The following is a 21,925-nucleotide window of genomic DNA, read 5'->3' on the forward strand; positions in this document are numbered from 1 at the left end:
TGGTCGGGGAACTCCAGGACTCCTTCACCGGGTATCAGGACGAGAAGGCGGCGTCGAACGAAGCGGTCGGCGGGTCGAAGGCGAGGGAGCGGACGAACTGGACGGCCTCGGCGGCGCCGACCAGGCGGTCCATGCCGGCGTCCTCCCATTCGACTGAGATCGGGCCGTCGTACCCGATCGTGTTCAGCATCCGGAAGCACGCCTCCCACGGGACGTCGCCGTGGCCGGTGGACACGAAGTCCCAGCCGCGGCGCGGGTCGCCCCAGGCGAGGTGCGAACCCATCCGGCCGTTGCGGCCGTTGCCGACCTGGCGCTTCGCGTCCTTGCAGTCGACGTGGTAGATCCGGTCCTTGAAGTCCCACAGGAAACCGACCGGATCGAGGTCCTGCCAGACGAAGTGCGAAGGATCCCAGTTCAGCCCGAACGCCGGGCGGTGGCCGATCGCCTCCAGGGTCGCGGTCGTCGACCAGTAGTCGTACGCGATCTCCGACGGGTGCACTTCATGGGCGAAGCGAACCCCGACCTCGTCGAACACGTCCAGGATCGGGTTCCACCGGTCGGCGAAGTCCTTGTACCCAGCCTCGATCATCGCCGGCGGGACCGGCGGGAACATCGCGATCGTCTTCCAGATCGACGATCCGGTGAAACCGACGACGACGTCGACGCCGAGCGCGCGAGCGGCCCGGGCGGTCGTCTTCATCTCCTCGGCGGCGCGCTGCCGGACGCCCTCGGGGTCGCCGTCGCCCCAGATGTGCGCCGGCAGGATCGCCTGGTGCCGCTGGTCGATCGGGTCGTCGCAGACCGCCTGCCCGAGCAGGTGGTTCGAGATCGTCCAGACCTTCAGGTTGTACTTCTCCAGGATGTCGCGACGGTCGCGCACGTACGCCTCGTCCTCGGCAGCACGCCGTACGTCGAGATGGTCACCCCAGCAGGCGATCTCCAGCCCTTCGTACCCCCAGGACGAGGCCAGCCGGGCCACCTCCTCGAACGGCAGGTCGGCCCACTGGCCGGTGAACAACGTGATCGGTCGAGCCATGTCCTTCTCTCCTCGGTCGAACAGTTTCTCTTGTACGACGGTCACCGGCAGCCGGAGCGACATGCGGTGCGGGGAGGATCTTGCGCCCGCTACGGGCAGATATCCTCCCCGAACCCGCGCCGGACGCCGTACGCCGTACGCCGTACGCCGTACGCCGTCAGCGGACGCCGAGCAGGTGCTCCATCGCCAGCTGGTCCAGCCTTTCGAACCCGAGACCGCGCTCGGCCAGCGCCTCCCGGTCGTACTTCTCGTTGCGCAGATCCGCCAGCGACTCACCCTCGGCCAGGGTGGGCTCCGACAGTTCCGCGACCCGTGCGGCGGCCAGCGCCTCCGCGACCTCGGGGTCGGCGCGGAACGCCTGCACCTTGTCGCGCAGGATCAGGTAGTTCCGCATGCAGCCGCGGGCGGTTTCCCAGACACCGTCCTCGTCCTCGGTCCGCGGCGGCTTGTAGTCGAAGTGGACGTACCCGTCGTACGCCGGGTGGCTGCCGGCTCCCTGGAGCACGTCGACCGTCCAGAAGGCCTCCCGCAGGTTCCCGGCACCGAACCGCAGGTCCTGGTCGAATCGCGGACCGTGCTGCCCGTTGAGGTCGATGTGGTACAGCTTCCCGTGCCACAGCGCCTGGGCAATGCCGTGCGCGTAGTTCAGGCTGGCCATCTGCTCGTGCCCGACCTCGGGGTTGATGCCGACCAGCTCGGGGTCCGCGAGATCGTTGATGAAGGCAATCGCGTGCCCGATCGACGGCAGCAGGATGTCACCGCGCGGCTCGTTCGGCTTCGGCTCGATCGCGAAGCGGATGTTGTAGCCCTGCTCCCGCACGTACGCGCAGAGCAGGTCCATCGACTCCTTGTACCGGTCGAGCGCGGCCCGCACGTCCTTCGAACCGCCGGACTCGGCGCCCTCACGCCCGCCCCACAGCACGTACGTCGTCGCCCCGAGCTCGGCCGCGAGGTCGACGTTGCGGAGCACCTTCGCCAGGGCGTACCGCCGGACCTGGCGATCGTTGGCGGTCAGGCCACCGTCCTTGAAGACCGGGTGGCTGAACAGGTTCGTGGTCATCATCTCGACGCCCAGACCGGTGTCGGCCAGGGCCTTGGTGAAGCGCTCGAGCACCTGCCCGCGGGTGGCGTCGTCGGGGACGACGTCGTCGTCGTGGAACGTGACCGCCGCGGCGCCGAGCTCCGCGAGCTTCTCGACGGCGTGGACCGGGTCCATCGCCGGACGGACCGCCGTACCGAACACGTCGACGCCTTGCCAGCCGACGGTCCACAGACCGAAGGAGAACTTGTCGTCCTTGGTCGGGGTGTAGCTATTCATTCGGGGATCTCCTGCCATTGTCGTGAAGCCGAACTGGCCTCGACCGCGGCCAGCACCCGCTGGACGCGCAACCCGTCGGCGAAGGACGGGACCGGATCGGCGTCTTCGGCGATCGCGGTGACCAGGTCGACGACCTGATGGGTGAACCCGTGCTCGTAACCGAGCAGGTGGCCGGGCGGCCACCACGCCTCGACGTACGGGTGGGCGGACTCGGTGGCGAGGATGCGGCGGAAGCCTGCTGTCCTCGCGTCTTCGGTTGCGTCGTAGAAGTGCAGGAGGTTCATGTCCTCGAAGTCGAAGGCCAGGCTGCCCAGGCTGCCGTTGATCTCGATCCGGATCGCGTTCTTCCGGCCGGTGGCGAAGCGGGTCGCCTCGAAGACGCCGAGCGCGCCGGACCGGAAGGTCGCCAGGAACACCGCGGCGTCGTCGACCGTGACCGGTCCGCGTTCGGTGCCCGCCGTACCGGCCAGGCCGGAGTGCTCGGCGGCGACCGGGCGCTCCTTGACGAACGTCTCCAGCCGGGCGCTCACCTCGCCGATGGTGTCACCGGTGATGTACTGCGTCAGGTCGATGATGTGGGCGCCGATGTCGCCGAGTGCGCCGGAGCCGGCCTTCTCCTTGTCCAGCCGCCAGGACAGCGGCGCCTCCGGGTCGGCGATCCAGTCCTGCAGGTACTGCGCGCGGACGTGCCGGATGGTGCCGAGCTTGCCCTCGGCAACGAGCTGGCGGGCCAGCCCGATCGCCGGCACCCGGCGGTAGGTGAACCCGACCATCGACCTGATCCCCTTGGCCGCGGCCGCCTCGGCCGCGGCGGTCATCGCCTCGGCCTCCTCGACCGTGTTGGCCAGCGGCTTCTCGCACAGGACGTGCTTGCCGGCCTCCAGAGCGGCGATCGCGATCTCGGCATGGCTGTCGCCAGGCGTGCACACGTCGATCAGCTGGATGTCGTCCCGGCCGAGCAGCTTGCGCCAGTCGGTCTCGGTCTCCTTCCAGCCGAGTTTCGTCGCGGCCGCCTGGACGGCCTCGGCGTTGCGGCCGCAGAGCACGTTCATTGCGGGATCCAACGGCAGGTCGAAGAAGCGCGGTGCGCTCCGCCAGGCCTGCGAATGGGCCGCGCCCATGAACGCGTAGCCGATCAGGCCGATGCCCAGGTTCGTCATTGTTCTCCCTTAGCTCTCAAATGCTGTGGGCAGGTACTGGTCCACGTTGTCGTTGGTGACCACCGGTGCGTACAGCTGCACCGTGCGCGGCACCTCGACCTCCACCAGGTCGCCGAGGGCCTTCTTCTGTACTAGCAGACGGGCCAGCCGGACGCCGTCCGCACCCTGTGTGGACGGGTAGATGACGGTGGCCTTCAGCAACGAGTTGCCGGACTTGATGTCCCGCATCACGTTCGCCGAGCCGGCCCCGCCGACCACGAAGAACTCCTTGCGTCCGGAGTTCTTGATCGCGGCCATCACGCCGACACCCTGGTCGTCGTCGTGGTTCCAGATGGCGTCGATCTTCGGCGCCGCCTGGAGCAGGTTGGCCGCGGCCTTCTCACCGGACTCGACGGTGAACTCGGCGGCGACCCGGTTGCTCACCTTCAGCCCGCAGTCGGCCAGCGCCTCCTTGAAGCCGCGGCTGCGGTCCTGGGTCAGCGGCAGCGAGTCGATGCCGGCGATCTCCGCGACCACCGCGTCCTTCTTGTCCTTCAGTTGCTGGCAGACGTACGTACCGGCCGAGACGCCCATGCCGTGGTTGTCGCCGAGGACTGTCGTCCGGGCCGCGAACGAGCTGTCGAACTCGCGGTCCACGTTGACGACGGTGATCCCGGCCTCCATCGCCTTGATCGCCACCGGGGTGAGCGCCGCGCCGTCGAACGGCAGCAGCACGATCGCGTCGACCTTCTGGTTGATGAACGTCTCCACCTGGCTGATCTGCAGGTTCACGTCGTTGGTGCCCTCGGCGACCAGCAGCTCGACGTCGGAGTACTTCTTCGCCTCCGCCTGGGTCGCCTTGGTGATGGAACCCATCCAGCCGTGGTCCGCGGCCGGCGCGGAGAAGCCGATCCGGACCTTCTTGCCTGGTTCGTCGTTCTTGCCAGCGGCAACCGCCTGAGTCGCGGTTCCGTTGCTTTCCTCGGCCTTCGGGGTGTTGCTGGTACAGGCGGCGAGCGCGAGCACGCCGAGACCAGCGATGGCTAGGCTGATCATGGAACGGGCGGGACGTACGGACATCGTTGTCCTCCTTGTCATGAGCTGGTGGTGCGGGCGGCCAGACGCTGCTGCAGAAGGACGGCGATCACGATGATCAGGCCCTTGGCCACCGACTGAGCGGAGATGCTCAGGTTGTTCAGGGTGAACACGTTGTTCAGGGTGGTGAAGATCAGTACGCCGAACACCGTGCCGACGATCGTTCCCCGGCCACCGGACAGCAGGGTGCCGCCGATCACCACGGCCGCGATCGCGTCCAGTTCGTACAACTGACCATGGGTCGAGCTGCCGGTCGTCGTCCGGGCCATCAGCATCACCGCGGCGATACCGCAGCACAGCCCGGCCAGCACATACAGGGCGACGGTGTGACGCTGCACCTTGATGCCGGCCAGCCGGGCCGCCTCGGCATTGCCGCCGACGGCGAAGGTCCGCCGGCCGAAGGTGGTCCGGTTGAGCAGAACCCAGCCGGCGGCGGCGACCAGCAGGAAGATCCAGACCAGCACCGGTACGCCGAGCAGCGAGCCGCCGAAGAAGTCGACGAACGAGTTGACCGTGATGATCTGGGTCTTCCGGTCGGAGATGATCTCGGCCAGACCGCGAGCGGCCGCCAGCATCGCCAGCGTCGCGATGAACGGGACCACCTTGCCGTAGGCAACCAGCAGTCCGTTCACCAGGCCACACGCCGAACCGACCACGAGCGCCGTACTGACCATCAAGATCCAGTGGTAGTCGGCCGCCAGTTGCTGGGTGGCGAGCGTGGTCGCCCAGACCGACGAGAGCGCAACCATCGCGCCGACCGACAGGTCGATGCCACCACCGGTGATCACGAACGTCATGCCGACGCTGACCACACCGATCACCGCGGCCAGCCGCAGGATCGTCAGCACGTTGGCGCCGGTCGCGAACGTGTCGCCCGCGGTGACCACGCCGACGATGCACAGCAGGACCAGCGCCACCACCAGGCCGAGGTTGCGTCCGGCACCGGTCCTCAGCAGGTTCGTGGAGCGTTGGGCCGCCGGCTGCGTGACAGTTGCCTGCGTCGAGGCAGTCTCCGAGGGTGCGATGTCCTCACTCATCACACGGCACTTCCTTCCATCACCAGGTCGAGAACCTGGTGTTCGTCGATGTCTTGCGCGGGCCCGGTGTGGACGGCACGCCCCTCCCGCAGTACGACGACCCGGTCGGCCAGGCCGAGCACTTCCTCGACCTCGCTGGAGACCAGCACGATCGCGACCCCGTTCGCGGCCAGCTTGCGAATCAACGCGTAGATCTCCGACCGCGCGCCGACGTCGACGCCCCGCGTCGGTTCGTCGAGCAGCAGCACGCGGCAGTCCCGCAGCAGCCAGCGGGCCAGCACGACCTTCTGCTGGTTGCCGCCGGACAGGTTGCGCACGGGATGGTCCACGCCGGCCGGGCGAACGTCCAAGGCGGTCGTGAGCTCCGCGGCGGCCTCACGCTCGGCTCCTCGGTTCAGGAATCCCCCACGGGCGAACCGTTGCAGGCTGGATGCCGTGATGTTCTTGTACACGGCCTCGTCGAGCAGCAGCGCCTGACTCTTCCGCTCCTCCGGCGCCAGCCCGACCCCGGCCTTCACGGCGGCCTGCACCCGTCCCGGCCGCAGTTCCACCCCGTCGACCTTGACCGATCCGGTCGCGGCCCGGCGAGCGCCGTACACGGTCTCGAGTACTTCGGAACGCCCGGAGCCGACGAGTCCGGCCAGGCCGACGATCTCACCGGCGCGGACGGTGAACCGGATCCCGGCGAACTCGCCCGGCCGGGTCAGGTCATCCACGTCCAGTACGACGGGCGCTGTACTGAGGATCTCCTGACGGGGCGGGAAGACGTACTCGATCGAGCGGCCGGTCATCAGCCGGATCAGTTCCTTCGTGGGGGTCTCGCGGGCGTCGAGACCGGTGGCGACGGTCGCGCCGTCCTTCAGCACGGTGACGCGGTCGCCGATCTGACGGATCTCCTCGAGCCGGTGCGAGATGTAGACGACGGCCACGCCGCGCTCGGTGAGGCCGCGGATGACGCGGAACAGGTTCGCGACCTCTTCGGGATCGAGGACCGCGGACGGCTCGTCCATCACGATCAGGTGCGCGTCGCGGGAGAGCGCACGGGCCATGCTGACCACCTGCTGACCGGCCGACGGCAGCGAACCGACCGACCGGTGCACCGGGATCTCGCCATGACCGAGGCCGCGCAGGATCTCGCGGGCCCGGGTCGATGCCTCGTGCCGGCGGCTGAAGCCGTAGCGGGCCGGCTCGTGCCCCAGAAAGATGTTCTCGGCAACGGTCAGGTCGGGGACCAGGTCGAGCTCCTGGTAGATCGCCGCGATCCCGCGGTCGATCGCCGCGGTCGGGCTGTTCAGCTGGACCTCTTCGCCGTTGATGTGGATCGTGCCGGCGTCGGGCTGGTGCGCGCCGGTCAGCACGCGGATCAGCGTGGACTTGCCGGCGCCGTTCTGCCCGAGCAGGCAGTGCACCTCACCGGCGCGGACGTCGAGGTCGACACCGTCGAGCGCCCGTACGCCCGGGAACTCCTTGACGATGCCCGTCATCATCAGCAGGTCGGTCATTGCGCGACCCCCGGCTCGGCCCGGCCGATCACCGTCGGATCGACGAAGACCTGGTCGAGCGAGATCTGCGCGCCACCGCGCACCGCCGCGGCGAAGCCGAGATCGGACCGCACCACCCGGCAGCCGCCGCCGTCCGGCGCGATCACGCGATCGCGGATCGCCTTCTCCAGTGGTTCTTTCAGCCACGGCCCGAGGACGGCGAAGTAGCCGCCGAGCACGAGCACGTCCGGGTTCAGGATGTTCACCAGGATCGCTCCCCCAATCCCCAGCCAGGTACCGACGTCCTTCAGCGCGGTCAGCGTCCGCGCGTCCCCCGCCTCGGCCCGCCGGGTGATCCCGGCCAGCCGTTGCTCCACGTCCAGCGACGGATCCCGGACCGGATCGTCCCTGTCCGTTGCCTTGTGCAACAGTGCGGTCAGTCCGACGACGGTCTCCCAGCAGCCGGTCCGCCCACAGCCGCAGGTCCGGCCGGGCGGCGCCACGGGCATGTGCCCGACCTCGCCGCTGTACCCGTGCCCGCCGCGGAGCAGATGCCCTCCGGTCACCATCCCGCCACCGACCCCGACCGCACCGGTCAGCAGCACGAGGTCCTGAACCTGGTCCGCCTTCCGAATCTCGGAGTACTCCGCCAGCGCCGCGAGATTCGCCTCGTTGTCGACATGCAACCCGTACGACGGTTCGCCCAGCCGCGAGCGCATCTCCTGCGTCACCGAGACCTCGCCCCAGCCCAGGTTCGGGGCCAGCTTGAGCTCACCGGTGTCGCCTTGCACCAGACCCGGTACGGCGAGCGTCACGCCGGCGAGCTGTCCGCCGCGCGCATCCACGGCCGCCACCGCTTCCCGGACCAGGTCCGCCAACCGGTCGAGCGTCGTACCCGGGTCGAGAGGAGCGACGTCGACCGGAACGCGCTTCTCGAGCACGATGTCGCCGGCCAGGTCCAGTGCGGCGACGGCGAGGTAGTCGACGTTGATCTCGGCGCCGACGCCGCAGACGCCGGAGCCGTCGAGCTCGACGAGCTGGCCGGGGCGGCCGAGGGCTCGGGTCGAGTCGGCCGGGCCTTCGCGCAGCAGACCGCGCTCGACCAGCTCGGCGACCAGGCTGCTGACGGTGGCCTTGTTCAGGCCGGTGTCGGCAGCGATCCGGGCGCGGGACCGGGGGCCGAGGTCGCGGACGTGCCGCAGGACCACCGAGAGGTTGTTCCGGCGCAGCGAGACGTGGTCGGCGGCGACACCCCGGTTGCCCGGGCGGCGACCGTCGCTCAACGTCATCTGGCACCCCTTCCAGAATTTGTCTGTTGAGCCAACAAACTAAGTTTCAGCGGGAATCGCGTCAAGGGCTTGCGACGATCACTTTCTTGCAAGACTCTGTTCAAGATTTCCTACCGCCTCCACAGGAGTCCGCCATGAGCTGGGCGGACGTGCGCGAGTACGGCTCGACCTACCAGACGGCGTACGCGGATCTCGGCAACGGACAGGCCGCCCGGCTGTTCTCGTCGTACGACCAGCAGACCGTGAACACGCACTTCCAGTGGATGCAGCAGAACGGGTGCGACACGGCCGCGCTGTCACCGGCGTACGGGCGGCAGAACGGGAAGCCGGTCGTGTGCATCTGGGGCTTCGGCTTCGACGAGGCGAACAAGGCGTGGCCGGCGTCGGTATGCCTGGACGTCGTGAACTGGTTCAAGGGTCAGGGGTGCTACGTGATCGGCGGCGTACCGACGCACTGCTGCCGGGGAACGAGGACTCGCGGCCGGGCTACCTGGAGGGCCAGGCCCCACTAACCGCAACCCGACCGACGGCCCCGATGCGGACCTAGAAGAGCTCCATGCTGTCGGAGGCTGCGGTGATGACGGGGTTGTCCAGGTAGAGACGGCATGCGATCGCGTGGCCGGCGCAGGTGAGGAGTGCTGGGCCGGCCGCGTCGACCACCCGGTAGGCCACCGGGTGCTCGCAGCGCTCGACAGCGCCCTCGTTGGCCCGGCCGCACCCGAGGACGTGGCAGGTGCTCGTCTCACCGGCGTTCATCAAGGTCAGGCCGTGCTCCGGGCAGACCCCCCAGCCGACTCCACAGGCCTGGCCTTCGTTCGCGGCCAGGCGAACCAGCTTGCCGGCGGTGACCTCCAACTGGCTCGCGATCTCGCGGAAGGTGCTGGCGGCCTGGTCGAGGTCGCGACGGAAGCGCCGCAGCTCGACCGATTCGGGCATCCCCCGGGTCGCGGCCTGCAGGTCCTCGGACAATGTCATCGCGGCGACCGCGATCTCGTCGACCCGGACGGGCGTGTTGAACTCGCCGAGCGTCGTACCGGCCGGCCTTCTCGGGCGATCACGGACCTCCGAGGTCCAGTCGCTGCGTGCAGGGCGCTTCTGACCCTCGCTCTGGCCCTGGTCCTGGCCCTGCTCCAGCGGGATCTTGGCGACCTGCTGGTCGGCCTGCCAGCCGGCCTCCGGACGCAGGCCCGGATCGGCCGGCTTGTCCGCCGGAACTTGTCCGAGCTGAGCTTCCGGTTGCGGACCGTGACCATTGGTCCCGTTCGCCGCCGCGGTCCCGTTCGCCGGGACCCGGCTGTCTTGCGCTGTCCGCCCGTTCATACAGCCTCACTCGTCAAGTGCCTGGCCATCGCCATGCGCGCCCCCTGATGTGCCTCCGGTGGCCGATCGTGCCACGTTTGCGGCGCCTGAGACCAGAGCAAATAGCCGCGCGTCACCCACCGCTCCCCTCCCCTTGCACACCGCAACAATTCACCCCGGATGACGGGACAATTCCCCACTCAGCGTCCGCTGAATCACACGCTGTGCATTCCTCAACGTTGCTCTAACATTTCCCCACGGACAGTCACTATAGCCGGTCAATCCGTAGTAATGAGGCAGCTTTTCAGGAACTCGACAGTCCGATTTCGGGCCGCGAAAGCCGAGTTCGGCGGCTGCTCGCGGACTTCGGCGGTGAGCACCGAGTGAGCGGACCGTCTGTAGCCGTCGGCGTTGCCGGCCGCGGAGTCCAGCTCGATCACCTCCAACGCATCACCGAACTGCGCCCGCAATGTGGCGAACCGCTCGGCCGGTGCCATCCGATCCTGGCTGAAGCGCAGGCCGAGCAGGCACAACCCGTCCGACCGCGTCCGCTCCTTGACGACCTCGAGCTCGGCCTGGGACAGGCCTGGATCACGCCGCAGCCGTGGCGTCACCGCGAACGGAGTCGACGGCTGGCTCAGCACCGGCGCGGTGACCACGTCCTCGACCGCGGTGGCCAGCGCGAACCCACCGCTGAAGCACATCCCGATCACGCCGACCCCGCGTCCCGGCGTACGCGCGGCCAGCTCGGTGGCCACCGCCCGCAGGTACCGCGTGATCGGGCGCTCGGCGTTCGCCGCGAAACAGCGGAACTCCTTGGTGACACACAGCCGCGCGACGATGCCCATCACGTAGCCAGGGGTCTCGGGGCGTCCCGGCGTACCGAACGGCGACGGGATGACGACGGTGAAGCCCTCGTCGACGAGGTGGTCGCCGAAGCCGACCACCTCGGGTGTCAGGCCGGGGATCTCGGGGATCAGCACGACGCCCGGCCCCGCGCCCTTCTCGAAACAGTCGTAGGTCAGGCCGGCGCCGGTGAAGGGCGCCCGCCGCCAACCGGCCAGATCGGAGCTCGGTGCGGCAGTCATGAACGACAGCTTAGAGTGCCCGGTCGGCAACAACCTGTCGTCCGAGTGGACGGGTTGAGGCAATCTGCAGGTGATAGCCGGGAAGCCGTTGCCGAATTGCAGCTTTCGACATCCCATCCGGCAACCTAACCGGACCAGACCTCTGACATACTCCGGGCGACCATCACTCTGCGACCCTTGGGGGGGTCCCCTTGACTTTCCGTCCTGCCCATTTGCTCCGTCTGGGCCTGCCAGCGGCGCTCGTGGCCGGAGCACTGGTCACACTGACCAGCTCGTCCGGCTCGGCCGCGGAACCTGGTGCTTACCGCCCGCCGTTCACGGCTCACCACAACACCAGCAAGCCGGAGTACGAGCCGAACGCGGTGATGGTGAAGTTCAAGCCGAAGGCTACGACCTCAGCCCGTAAGGCCGCGGTCTCCAAGTTCGGGGCCACGGCCGAGCAGTCCGTGAGCTCGAGCATCGTCAAGCTCAAGGGTGACCTGTCCGCAGCCGACCTGCTCAAGAAGGCGAAGGCAGACCCGACCGTCGAGCTGGCCTCGCTGAACTACAAGCGATGGATCTCCGCCGTTCCGAACGACCTGTACTACGGCACCGATCAGAAAACCTACCTGAACACCGTCCGGGTGCCGCAGGCCTGGGACCTGTCCAAGACCACCGGTAGCCAGATCGTCGCCGTCCTCGATACCGGTGTCGACGCCGGTCACCCCGACCTGGCCGGACACCTGGTGGCGGGCTACAACGCCACCTCGCCGAACCGAGGACCGATCGACGACAACGGCCACGGCACCATGACGCTCGGCATCATCGCGGCCGGCGCCAACAACGGCCTCGGCGTGGCCGGCGTCGGCTGGAACGTCAAGGCGATGCCCGTCAAGGTGCTCGCGTCGAACGGCGGAGGGTACGACGTCGACATCGCCGAGGGCATCGACTGGGCGGTCGCCCACGGAGCCAAGGTGATCAACATGTCTCTCGGCGGACCGGGAGACAACGCGGTGCTGCACGACGCCGTGCGACGGGCGGTCGCCGCGGGAGTCGTCGTGGTGGTTGCTGCCGGCAATGATGGCTCCGATGTCCTCCAATACCCGGCCGCATATCCGGAGTCGATCGCCGTCGCCGCGACCAACGCGGTCGGCGTGCTGACCAACTTCAGCTCGTACGGCGACTGGGTCGACATCGCCGCTCCCGGCTGGAACATCCTCAGCACCGGTGTGCGATCGATGACTCCGTCCGGCTACGCGCCCTACTGGTCCTGCACGGGCACGTCCTGCTCGGCGCCGATCGTCGCCGGCGTCGCGGCCCTGGTGAAGAACAAGTGGCCGACGTTCACACCGGTTCAGGTCGCGCAACGGCTCAAGGTCCTCGCGCGTGACGCCGGTCCGCGGGGCACCGATCCGTACTACGGGGCCGGCATCGTGGACGCGTACGCCGCTCTGGGCGGCAAGTGGACCACGGACTTCCCGGTCAACCCGGCGGACGACGACGACCAGCCCGCGCGGGCGACCGCGCTGTCGAGCTCGACCAACTCGACGATCACCGTCGAAGGCGACGTGGACTGGTACAAGGTCACGTCGGCGGCGGCCCGTTCCCTCGAGGTGTCGCTGACCGGGCCGCAGTTCAACTGCGCCTACTCGTCGAACTTCGGGCCCCGGGTCGACGTGTACGACGAGGATCTGGTGTCGCTCGGGAACGCCGTGAACCCGTACCCGACGACGCCGATCGACCCGAACACGGGATGCAACAGGGCCGTGGCGCTGACCGCGGCCACGACCGTCAGCGTGCCGGCCGGCACCGCGTACATCGCCGTCCGCAACGACAACGGCTCGCGGGACACGCGCGCCTACACGCTGAGCGTCGGCGAGGCCGACGGTACGGCGAGCAGAGGAACGGACTACCCGGTCCGGAACGCCCTACCCGCCGATCTGTCCACCGGCCAGGCGGTGTCCACGACGCCCTCGATCACCTTCGCCCGGGCTGTCGACGCGGGCACGGTGACTGCGAGTACGGTGCGGTTGGTCAATGGCAAGTCCGGGGCCTCGATCGGCGGCGCGGTCGCGTACGACGCGGCGACCAAGCAGGCGGTCATCACGCCGACCACGCCGCTGCTGGACAACACGACGTACCGGATTGTTGTTGCCGGGGTCAACGAAGCTGACGGCATCACGGCGGTTGCGCCGTTCAGCAGTGTGTTCACGACCGTGGACATGGCGCCGCAGGCGGTGGGATCCTTCGACGCCACCGGTGCGTACCTGGCGGCGAACCTGTCCTGGAAGGTCCCGGCGACGACCGACATCGACCAGGTGATCGTGCGGCGGAATGCTGGGAGCAAGGTGCCGACGATCAGCACTGGGGTGCTGGTCTATGCGGGGACCGGGTCCGCGGTGAAGAACACTGGGCTGTTGCAGGGGACGACGTATACCTATGCGGCCTGGGTGAAGGATCGCAGTGGGAAGGTCAGCCCGGTGGCGACGACGCAGTTGCTGGGGATGACGTCTGGGATTGCGGTGACGTCGACGTTGGTCACGTACGGGGCGTCGATCACAATCAGGGGCTCCACGGTGCGGATCGACAACAAGGCGTATGCCGGGTTGCCGGTCAACATCTACGTGCGGCCGAAGAACGTGTCGACGTTCAAGTTGCTGGCGGCGTTGAAGACGTCGTCGACCGGGAAGCTCAGTTACGTGTACAAGCCGGCGGTGTCGTCGGTGATCATGCTGACGTTCCCTGGCAACGCTGACCTGATGGGGACCCGGACCCCAGACCTCACCGTGCAGGTCACGCCGACCATCTCGGCGACGCTGGCGCCGGCGGCGCTCCGGCTGGGGTCGGTGACGAGGTTCAACGGGTACGTCGCTCCGGCGCACTCGGGCAAGCTCGTCTACCTGCAGCAGTACGGGAACAAGGTCTGGAAGTCGATCGCCTCGGTGAAACTGAGTGCCACGGGGGCGTACGCCTTCGGCATCAAGCCGGCCATCCGCGGCCAGATCGCCTACCGGGTCTGGTTCCCGGCGGATGCCGACCACACCCAGGCCTACACCGTGAACAAGATCCTCACGGTGAGCTGACAAGTTGCACCAAAGCACGCCCCGTCCGGTCGGCCGGGGCGTGCTGCTTTCCGCCCCGCCCGGGTCAGGGGGCGTAGTGCTGGACCGCGCCACCTTGGGAGAGGTCGACGAGGGTGTGAGCGAGGGCTCGGGCGTCGGCCAGGATTTCGTCGAGGTTCATTGTGGTGAGTTGGCGGTCGCGGACGACGACCTTGCCGTCGACGAGAACTGTGATGACGTCGGAGGGGCGGACCGAGTAGACCAGGGCTGCTCGGGGATCGTGGACAGGTTGGTTGTGCGGACCGGAGAGGTCGACGAGGGCTATATCGGCTTGGCGGCCTGGTTCGAGCAGGCCGATGCGGTCAGCCAGACCGGCCGTCGCTGCGCCGCCCCGGGTCGCGAGGCGGAGAGTGTCGGACAGTGTCATCCACTCGGCGTCGTGTTCGCGCTGCTTCTGCGTCAGGGCAACCATCCGCAGGGATTCCCAGACGTCGAGAGTGTTGTGCACGGCTGCTCCATCGGTGCCGACGCCAACGCGTACGCCGGCGGATCGCAGGCCCTTGATCGGAGTCACCTCACCCATCGCGAGCTTGAGGTAGACCTTCGGGCAACTGGCGACGGTCGTGCGATCGGCGTACCGCTGCAGGATGGGCAAGTCGGACTCGCGGATGCCGCACCCGTGGGCGATCAAGGCGCCGGCCTCGAGTACGCCGGTGCGCTCGAGCACCTGCATCGGCGTGACGCCGTGCTTCTCGAGTGACGACCGGGTTTGGTCGTCGGTCTCCGCTGCGTGCAGGTGGATCCGGAAGCCCTCGGCTTGCGCGATGTCCGCCGTACGCCGCAGGTCGTCGTCGGAGATCGTGTACGTCGCGTGTGGTCCGAGGCTGGCGGTGATCCGGGAGTCGATGGTCCGGAGGTCGCGGGCGGTCGCGATCGCCGCGTCGATGGCGTCCGGGCCGGCGGACGAGAAGAACGTGGGCGCGAGGTCGGCGCGGATACCGGACTCGACCGCGGCGGCCGCGATCTGATCGGCGTGGAAATAGTGATCCACGAACGTGGTGACACCGGCCAGCAACATCTCCGCACACGCCAGCCGCGCCCCAACGCGCACCCGCTCCGGCGTCAGATTGACCTCCATCGGCCAGATCCGCTGGTTGAACCAGTCATCGATGGAGACGTCCTCGGCCGCACCCCGCATCATCACCATCGGACTGTGCGTATGCGAGTTCACCAACCCCGGCACAGCCAACAACCCGTCCCCCTCAATCACCTCCCACTCCCCCGACTCGGCCGGCGAGGCGTCCGTCGGGGTGATCGTGGTGATCCGGTCGTCGTCGACACGAATGTCCTGGGCGTCGTCGACGCGGCACTCGCCGGACTCCGGCACCACCAGCACCGCGACGTTGCGAATCAGCACTTGCGACATCCGTCGTCCTCCGATCGATGGTCGTCGTAAGGGCAGTCTCGTAGATCAGCAGTCCACGACCCCGTGGAGCCCGCTCGGTGACGAACCCAGGTCAGCGAACTGACCTGGGTTCTGTAGTCGCCGGCCGGACTGACTAGGACGTCGTGCGTTTGAGGAAGGCTAGGGCGGTGTCGGCGACCTCGTGCCAGCCTTTGTCGATGGTCAGGGCGTGGCCGCGACCCTCGAGCTCCACTATCTCGGTAATGCCGGGATTGTCTTGCTGTTGCTTGTAGGAGGCGTTCGCGACCGCCCAGGGGACGGTGTTGTCCAGTTCCCCGGAGATGATCAGCAGCGGACCACGGTCGGGGTTCTTGGTGTCGACCTTCGCCTCGGTCCAGGGGTTGAGGTTGGCCGCCGCCGCTTGGAACAGGGGTTTGCCGGCGGCCGGTACCGCGTAGGTCTCGTACAGGTGCTTGGCTTCGTCCTCGTCGACCGCGTTGGCGAAGCCGTAGCGGAACTGGTCGTAGGTGAGCGGGACCGCGCGGCTGCGGTTGGCCGGGTTGCCGAGCACTGGGAAAGCCGACTTCAGCGCGGAGATCGGTAACGGGAGTACTCCGCGGAACGGAGCCGGGTCGATCGCCACGGACGCCGCGGCCAGGCCGCGACCGGCCAGGATCTGGGTCAGCAATCCGCCGAAGGAGTGGCCGACGATGACCGGCTTGCTCTCCAGGCCGCGGATGATTTCCTCGAAATGGTCGGCGACCTGGCCGATCGACTTTCCTGCGAACGCCTCGGGGTGGAGGTTGGCCTCCTCCACTGTCTCGGGATCGTCCGGCCAGCCCGGCGTCAGGCTGACGTATCCGTTCTCCTCGAACAGAGTCGCCCATCGGTCCCAACTGCTCGGCAACAGCCAGAGCCCGTGAATGAACACGACGGGCGGTCGCGCCGTGGCGTTCGCGTGCTTGCACTGCTCCAACTCGTGTTCTGTGATCGTCCGGGCGCTCTTGGATGCGTCGGATCCGGAGTCAGTCATGGATGGCCCCTAGCTTGGAAGGAGAAGTGATCGGTCATCGGGCAGCTCTCCGGTGCTATGAGCTGCCGCGGGTTGAGGGAGTCAGAGGGTGGTGATGAGGCCGCCGTCGATGACGAAGTCGCTGCCGTTGACGTTGGAGGCTCGGTCGCTGGCCAGCAGCAGGGCGAGGTCGGCGACCTCTTGTGGTGTCGTGAAGCGACCGGTCGGGCTGTCGGCGGCGGCGCTGCCGGCGACCTCGTCGGGATGCAGGCCGCGTGCTCGTGCGACGGTTTCCGCGACGCCCCCGGTGCCGAGCCAGAGGTCGGTCTGCACCGGACCGGGGCTGATCGTGTTGACCCGTACGCCCCGCGGTCCGAACTCTTTGGACAGCGACTTGCACAGGTTGCTCAGGGCTCCCTTGGCCGCGCTGTAGTCGATCACGGTGGGATCGGGCAGCGAAGCGTTGACCGAGGCAATGGTCACGATGCTCGGGCTCGGCCGCCCGAGCATGTGTGGCAGGGCGGCACGGATGCTGCGGAGCGCGGCCAGGAAGTTGATCGTCAGGGTCGCCGTCCACTCCTCGTCGGTCACCGCCAGGAATCCGTCGAGCCGCGGCCGGACGGCGCCGACGTTGTTGACCAGGATGTCCAGGCCCTGGTGTCGACCGGCAGCTTCCTCGATCAGGTAGTCCGGCCCGCCCGCCTCGGCCAGGTCGACCTTGACCGCGTGGACCGCGAAGCGGTCGGCGAGCAGGTCGAGCTCGTCGCTGCCATGCAGCGCACCGGCCACGACCGTGACACCTTCCTCTGCCAGTGATCGGGTGATCGCGAGGCCGATGCCCTTGCTGGCGCCGGTGACCACAGCGACCTTGCCAGTCAGGTGAAGCTCCAAGGCGATCTCCAGTTCGTCGGACGACCTCTCGATTCCCGACGGTAGGCCGCCGAGCCATCGTCGACACCACGTGATCACGTAGTCCGGTCCGGATTGCTTGCCGCCCCGGCTGATCCCGGGCGAGTATGAGTGCGGGCCGTACCTAGGGCCGCCGTCTGGCGCCTGGAGCGTCCACCCGACGCTGGAGGAGCCATGGACGACGCAGGAACGGGAACGCGCTCGGGAGCTGTACAGCATGTCCTCGACAGGGTCGAGCACGGCGGCCACGGATCACGCACGGTCTCGGATGCGATCCAGCTTTCGTGGCGGCGCTCCGCCGACGCCGGGCTGCCTCCTGACCACGTCTCGGTCCCGTTCGACCCCGACGTCGACAACGACAGCAGGCTTCGTTGGGCCGCGGCGCCGACCCTGGCTGCCGTCAGCGCTGACCTGGTCGACCTACCGGTGGCGTTGCTGCTCAGCGACCACACCGGGCACCTGGTCGAGCGATGGGCCGGTACCAGCAAGACCTCGGACGTGATGGACCGCATCGGTGCAGCACCTGGCTACGTATGCCGCGAGGAATTGGTCGGCACCAACTCGATCGGCCTGGCACTGCTGACCTCCGGACCGACCGTCGTCCTGGGCTTCGAGCACTACGCCGACAACCTGACCGCCGTGTCGTGTGCCTCGAGCGCGGTGGTCCACCCGGCAACCGGACAACTGCTCGGCGTCATCAATGCGACCTGTCCCGGGACGATCTACAACGCGGTGATGCCCGCGTTGGTCGGCCGCGTCGTGGCCGAGACTCGCCGCCGGCTGCTCGAGGAATCACGTGTCCCCTCACCGGCACTCCGCGCCGCGTTCCTGAACGCACGACGCAGGTCGAAGGGCGCACTCGCCGCCATCAGCGCCAACACCATGTTCTTCAACACGGCCGCCGGCCCGATCCTCACCGCCCCGACCGACCGCGCCCTGCTGTGGGGCTGGGCCGAGCAAGCGATCCGCGACCACAAAGGAGCCTTGCAGGCAGTCGTCGCCTACTCCTCCGGCCCCAGGACCACACGCTGCGAACCCGTGTACGACGGCTCGACCCTCGCCGGAGCCGTCGTCTGGATCGGCCGACAGACGCACCCCGCGCCCACCGCCGAGATCCTCGACGCGGGCTCCGTGGGCCGTTGGTCGCTCCTCACAGACTCCGAACGAACCATCGCCGAACAGGTCGCGCGCGGACTCACCAACCGGGAGACCGCCGCCCTCCTGTTCCTCTCGCCCCACACGGTCGATTACCACCTTCGGCAGATCTTCCGCACTCTCGGCGTACAGTCGCGGGTCGAGCTCGCCCGCGTCGTCGAACGGACCCGCCCCTGAAGGCTCATGGGAACAAATGTTCGAATCTCGTGTAGGCTGAGGGTCATGGGTGCTGATCTTCAGGGCTCGTTGCTGGGTGCGTTCGAGGATCCGGCGTTGGGATCGTTGGACGGGCTCGGGCGGACGGAGCTTGGGCGTGGTGCGTGGATCGATGTGTTGCCGGGGTGGTTGACCGGAGCAGATCAGGTGTACGAGCGGCTGGCGCGCGACGTGCCGTGGCAGGCGGAGCGCCGGCAGATGTATGACCGGGTGGTCGACGTGCCCAGGTTGCTGTGCTTCTACGGGGAGACCGAGGATCTGCCGTTGCCGATCCTGGACGAGGCCCGGGATGCGCTGAGTGCGTACTATGTGGAGGAGCTGGGTGAACCGTTCCAGACGGCTGGGTTGTGCTTCTACCGCGATGGTCGGGACAGCGTTGCCTGGCATGGCGATCGGATCGGACGCGGCAACCACGAAGACACGATGGTGGCCATCCTGTCGGTGGGTGAGCCACGTGTGCTCGCGCTGCGTCCCCGGCCGGGGTCGTCCAGCGGGCCGGTCGGCTCTACGGTGCGGTATCCGCTCGGGCATGGGGATCTGATCGTGATGGGTGGCACGTGTCAGCGGACTTGGGAGCATGCGATCCCCAAGGCGTCGGGCCGCATCGGGCCCCGGATCAGCATCCAGTTCCGCCCACGTGGCGTGCGCTGATCCCCACTTGGCGTGCGAGACCCACATGGCGTGCGCGGAGACCCACTTGGCGTGCGAGACCCACATCGCGTTCGCGGAGACCCACTTGGCGTTGGAGACGCACATCGCGTGCGCGGAGACCGATGCAGCGAGCGCTGGCATGGGTCACGCCGCCGCGGGAGATTGCAGGAGGGGCTGGTAGACGCCCTCGATCGCGGCTATGTAGAAGCCGAGCAGGCGGACGTCCGCGGCCCTGCAGATGTGCGTGGCGGCTTCGGCCCACTCGTTGTCCAGGTCGGGCCAGGACGCGGGTCCCGGGCGGCCCAGGGCGAGGATGAGGGCCGCGCCAGGGGTGGTGTGCACCGCGGGGATGACCGGGCGCAGGGCGGACGAGCAGACGTCCGCGGTCCCGATGGTGGGCGCCAGGTGCTCGAACTCCGCCGGCAGGTCGATCAGCACGGTGCCCCGATAGCGGTCGTCGGGGTCACACAACAGCACGGCGAAGGTGCCTCGCCGGCGGTCGCCGAGGCTGACCATCAGGTCGACGACGTCGGCGGCGTGGGCGGGGTCGGTGAGGGGTTGGGTGGTCCAGGTGGGGGTCAGGTGATGGAAGCTCATACTCAACAAGGTGCCGTGATTCCGACCCCGATTCTGAGTTATCCACAGACCAATGTGGCCCATCATTCCTGGCTGGAAGTGGACCTGCCTGCTGGGCCGCTGCGCTTCTAGGCTCGAGTCATACCGAGCCGAGGGAGACTCCGATGAGCATCACGACAGACCGCATCCGGTCGGCGCAGGAGGGCACGAGCCAGGCGGCCGGCGGCCGGAAGCTCGGCCGCATGCTGCCGCCCGCTGGTGCTCCACGGGATCTGGCGTTCGCGCAACTGGCGAACTCGGTCGGCGACGGGGCGTTCGTTGTCACCTCGGCGCTGTTCTTCACTCGGGTGGTCGGACTCTCGACCGCCGAGGTAGGCCTCGGCCTGACGATCGCCTGGCTGGTCGGGTTCCTGACCGGCGTTCCGCTGGGCAATCTCGCCGACCGGCGCGGCGCGCGCGGCATCGCGATCGTGCTGGCGCTGACGACGGCAGCGTCAGTCGGGTCGTTCCTGTTCGTTCGAAGCTTCGCGTTGTTCCTGGTGGCCGCGATTGTCTATGCGTGCAGCCAGACCGGGCTCACCGCGGCTCGTCAGGCACTTCTTGCGGGGCTTGTGCAGCCGGCCGAGCGCACCCGGATCCGCGCGTTCCTCCAGTCGACGGTCAACGCTGGGCTCGCGGTCGGCGCCCTGCTCGGCGGGATCGCACTGCGCTTCGACACCTCAGCGGCGTACCTGACGGTGTTCGCGGTGGACGCGCTGAGCTTCCTGATCGCGGCCGGCCTGATCCGCCGGGTCCCGTCGATCGCGGTCAGCACGCGGGTCAAGGGTGAGCCGCGGCTCGCGGTCCTGCGCGACCGGCCGTACGCCGTCCTCGCGCTGCTGAACGCGATCATGCTGCTGTTCATGCCGCTGATCAGCCTGATCGGCCCGCTGTGGATCGTCACCCGGACCAGCGCGCCCAGCTGGGTCGTGGCCTCACTGATGATCGTCAACACCCTCGGAGTCACGGTCTTCCAGGTCCGGATCGCCAAGAGCGTTCACAACCTCCACACCGCCACCCGCTCGGTCCGGTACGCCGGGATCGCCATGCTGGCCGCGTGCGCAGTGTTCGCGTTGTCCGCCGCCAAGCTCAACGCCACCACGGCAGCCGCAGTCCTCGTGGTTGCCGCCGCACTCCTCACCCTCGGCGAGATGAAGCTCGCGTCCGGCGCATGGGAGATCAGCTTCGGTCTCGCTCCGGCCGACAAGCAGGGGCAGTACCAAGGCTTCTTCGGCACCGGTCCCGCGATCGCCCGGATGCTCGGCCCGGCCCTGCTCACCACCGTTGTCCTCGGCTGGGGTCCGATCGGCTGGATCCTCGTCGGTGCGCTGTTCCTGGGGACCAGTTGCGCAACTGGTCCCGCCGTACGATGGGCAGTGCGGACGAGGGCCGTCAACGAGGACGCCACGCCGTCGCTGGTAGAGGAGAACGCTGCCTGATGGAGATCCCCGGACTGGTCGAGATCACGACGTACGACGAACTCCGCGAAGTAGTCCCGACCCCACTGGCAGCCGCGGCCGGCAAGGCCCGCAAGGAGCTGCACGAGCTGGACCGGCAGTGGCTCGCCGCGTCACCGTTCTGCCTGATCGCCACCTCGGCGGCCGACGGCACCTGCGACGTCTCCCCCAAGGGCGACCCGGCCGGCTTCACCAAGATCTTCGACGACAGCACGATCGCCATCCCGGAGCGGGCCGGCAACCGGCGCGTCGACGGGTTCGGCAACATCCTCTCCAACCCGCACGTCGGACTGATCTACTTCATCCCCGGCCGTGGTGACACGCTGCGGATCAACGGACGGGCCCGGATCGTCAAGGAGGCGCCGTTCTTCGACGAGATGATCGTCAGGGGGAACCGGCCGCAGCTGGCGTTGCTGGTCGAGATCGAGGAGATCTTCCACCACTGCTCCAAGGCGTTCCTGCGGTCGCAGCTGTGGAAGCCCGAGACCTGGGAGCCGGACGCGATGCCCAGCCGGGCCCGGATCTCCAAGGCGCTGGAGCGTCAGGACCAGGAGCTGGCCGAGCTCGAGCAGTACTACGGCAAGGCGTACGAGGAGAAGATCTACAACGTCAAGTACTGATACCGCACCGGGCGCAGACCGGGATACTCCGTGGCGACGATGACACCTGCCCGCCCGCGCTC

19 protein-coding genes are annotated in these 21,925 nt (G+C 68.2%); 6 read left to right on the forward strand and 13 right to left on the reverse strand.

Going from position 1 to position 21,925, the window contains the following annotated elements; genetic code table 11:
• Window positions 1-34: 34 nt before the first annotated feature.
• The 7 genes from ACZ3HV_RS22930 to ACZ3HV_RS22960 all read right to left on the reverse strand — a co-directional run bounded on the left by ACZ3HV_RS22930 (window position 35) and on the right by ACZ3HV_RS22960 (window position 8,395).
• Window positions 35-1,036, reverse strand: a complete 1,002-nt coding sequence (locus ACZ3HV_RS22930) for a sugar phosphate isomerase/epimerase family protein (protein ID WP_360370421.1) — start codon at window positions 1,034-1,036, stop codon at window positions 35-37.
• 157 nt (window positions 1,037-1,193) lie between these two features.
• Entirely contained in the window at window positions 1,194-2,354 is a 1,161-nt protein-coding gene (gene xylA, locus ACZ3HV_RS22935; RefSeq protein ID WP_360370416.1) for a xylose isomerase, read from the reverse strand.
• The gene (locus ACZ3HV_RS22940; protein WP_465687015.1) at window positions 2,351-3,514 is read right to left on the reverse strand and encodes a Gfo/Idh/MocA family protein; all 1,164 of its coding nucleotides are present in this window, start codon (window positions 3,512-3,514) and stop codon (window positions 2,351-2,353) included. Before ACZ3HV_RS22940 ends, xylA begins: the two co-directional genes overlap by 4 nt.
• 9 nt (window positions 3,515-3,523) lie before the next feature.
• The gene (locus ACZ3HV_RS22945) at window positions 3,524-4,573 is read right to left on the reverse strand and encodes a substrate-binding domain-containing protein (protein ID WP_465687016.1); all 1,050 of its coding nucleotides are present in this window, start codon (window positions 4,571-4,573) and stop codon (window positions 3,524-3,526) included.
• Window positions 4,574-4,587: 14 nt separating this feature from the next.
• A complete protein-coding gene (locus ACZ3HV_RS22950; RefSeq protein WP_465687017.1) occupies window positions 4,588-5,625 on the reverse strand; it encodes an ABC transporter permease in 1,038 nt (345 codons plus the stop codon).
• Window positions 5,625-7,127 carry a sugar ABC transporter ATP-binding protein gene (locus tag ACZ3HV_RS22955; RefSeq protein ID WP_465687018.1) on the reverse strand — a complete coding sequence of 501 codons (1,503 nt, stop codon included), beginning with the start codon at window positions 7,125-7,127 and terminating at the stop codon, window positions 5,625-5,627. The genes ACZ3HV_RS22950 and ACZ3HV_RS22955 overlap by 1 nt, the downstream gene beginning before the upstream one ends.
• Entirely contained in the window at window positions 7,124-8,395 is a 1,272-nt protein-coding gene (locus ACZ3HV_RS22960) for an ROK family protein (RefSeq protein WP_465687019.1), read from the reverse strand. The genes ACZ3HV_RS22955 and ACZ3HV_RS22960 overlap by 4 nt, the downstream gene beginning before the upstream one ends.
• Before the next feature lie 134 nt (window positions 8,396-8,529).
• Between ACZ3HV_RS22960 and ACZ3HV_RS22965 the strand changes: the two genes are divergently transcribed.
• Window positions 8,530-8,907, forward strand: coding sequence for a hypothetical protein (locus ACZ3HV_RS22965; RefSeq protein WP_465687020.1), 378 nt, complete (start codon window positions 8,530-8,532; stop codon window positions 8,905-8,907).
• A gap of 31 nt (window positions 8,908-8,938) precedes the next feature.
• On the opposite strand, the gene ACZ3HV_RS22970 is transcribed toward ACZ3HV_RS22965, so the two are convergent.
• A complete protein-coding gene (locus ACZ3HV_RS22970; protein WP_465687021.1) occupies window positions 8,939-9,715 on the reverse strand; it encodes a hypothetical protein in 777 nt (258 codons plus the stop codon).
• Between the two features lie 257 nt (window positions 9,716-9,972).
• A complete protein-coding gene (locus ACZ3HV_RS22975) occupies window positions 9,973-10,782 on the reverse strand; it encodes a dienelactone hydrolase family protein (protein ID WP_465687022.1) in 810 nt (269 codons plus the stop codon).
• Window positions 10,783-11,024: 242 nt separating this feature from the next.
• Here ACZ3HV_RS22975 and ACZ3HV_RS22980 point away from each other — a divergent pair, with 242 nt between their 5' ends.
• Entirely contained in the window at window positions 11,025-13,844 is a 2,820-nt protein-coding gene (locus tag ACZ3HV_RS22980) for a S8 family serine peptidase (RefSeq protein WP_465687023.1), read from the forward strand.
• A gap of 64 nt (window positions 13,845-13,908) precedes the next feature.
• Here the strand turns inward: ACZ3HV_RS22980 and ACZ3HV_RS22985 are convergent, their stop codons facing one another.
• From ACZ3HV_RS22985 to ACZ3HV_RS22995, 3 genes are all read right to left on the reverse strand, one after another.
• Window positions 13,909-15,249, reverse strand: a complete 1,341-nt coding sequence (locus ACZ3HV_RS22985) for an amidohydrolase (RefSeq protein WP_465687024.1) — start codon at window positions 15,247-15,249, stop codon at window positions 13,909-13,911.
• 133 nt (window positions 15,250-15,382) lie between these two features.
• Window positions 15,383-16,261, reverse strand: a complete 879-nt coding sequence (locus tag ACZ3HV_RS22990) for an alpha/beta hydrolase (RefSeq protein ID WP_465687025.1) — start codon at window positions 16,259-16,261, stop codon at window positions 15,383-15,385.
• An 81-nt stretch (window positions 16,262-16,342) separates the two neighbouring features.
• The gene (locus tag ACZ3HV_RS22995; RefSeq protein WP_465687026.1) at window positions 16,343-17,131 is read right to left on the reverse strand and encodes an SDR family NAD(P)-dependent oxidoreductase; all 789 of its coding nucleotides are present in this window, start codon (window positions 17,129-17,131) and stop codon (window positions 16,343-16,345) included.
• Between the two features lie 192 nt (window positions 17,132-17,323).
• Here ACZ3HV_RS22995 and ACZ3HV_RS23000 point away from each other — a divergent pair, with 192 nt between their 5' ends.
• The gene (locus ACZ3HV_RS23000) at window positions 17,324-18,481 is read left to right on the forward strand and encodes a LuxR C-terminal-related transcriptional regulator (protein ID WP_465687027.1); all 1,158 of its coding nucleotides are present in this window, start codon (window positions 17,324-17,326) and stop codon (window positions 18,479-18,481) included.
• Window positions 18,482-18,526: 45 nt separating this feature from the next.
• Window positions 18,527-19,171 carry an alpha-ketoglutarate-dependent dioxygenase AlkB gene (locus ACZ3HV_RS23005; protein WP_465687028.1) on the forward strand — a complete coding sequence of 215 codons (645 nt, stop codon included), beginning with the start codon at window positions 18,527-18,529 and terminating at the stop codon, window positions 19,169-19,171.
• Between the two features lie 144 nt (window positions 19,172-19,315).
• On the opposite strand, the gene ACZ3HV_RS23010 is transcribed toward ACZ3HV_RS23005, so the two are convergent.
• Window positions 19,316-19,768, reverse strand: coding sequence for a hypothetical protein (locus ACZ3HV_RS23010; RefSeq protein WP_465687029.1), 453 nt, complete (start codon window positions 19,766-19,768; stop codon window positions 19,316-19,318).
• A 143-nt stretch (window positions 19,769-19,911) separates the two neighbouring features.
• Between ACZ3HV_RS23010 and ACZ3HV_RS23015 the strand changes: the two genes are divergently transcribed.
• Together ACZ3HV_RS23015 and ACZ3HV_RS23020 are read left to right on the forward strand one after the other, a co-directional pair.
• The gene (locus ACZ3HV_RS23015) at window positions 19,912-21,225 is read left to right on the forward strand and encodes an MFS transporter (protein ID WP_465687030.1); all 1,314 of its coding nucleotides are present in this window, start codon (window positions 19,912-19,914) and stop codon (window positions 21,223-21,225) included.
• On the forward strand, window positions 21,225-21,863 hold the full coding sequence (locus ACZ3HV_RS23020) for a pyridoxamine 5'-phosphate oxidase family protein (protein ID WP_465687031.1): 639 nt from the start codon (window positions 21,225-21,227) through the stop codon (window positions 21,861-21,863). The genes ACZ3HV_RS23015 and ACZ3HV_RS23020 overlap by 1 nt, the downstream gene beginning before the upstream one ends.
• The last annotated feature ends 62 nt before the right edge of the window (window positions 21,864-21,925 follow it).

It is taken from the genome of Kribbella sp. NPDC020701, assembly GCF_055562215.1.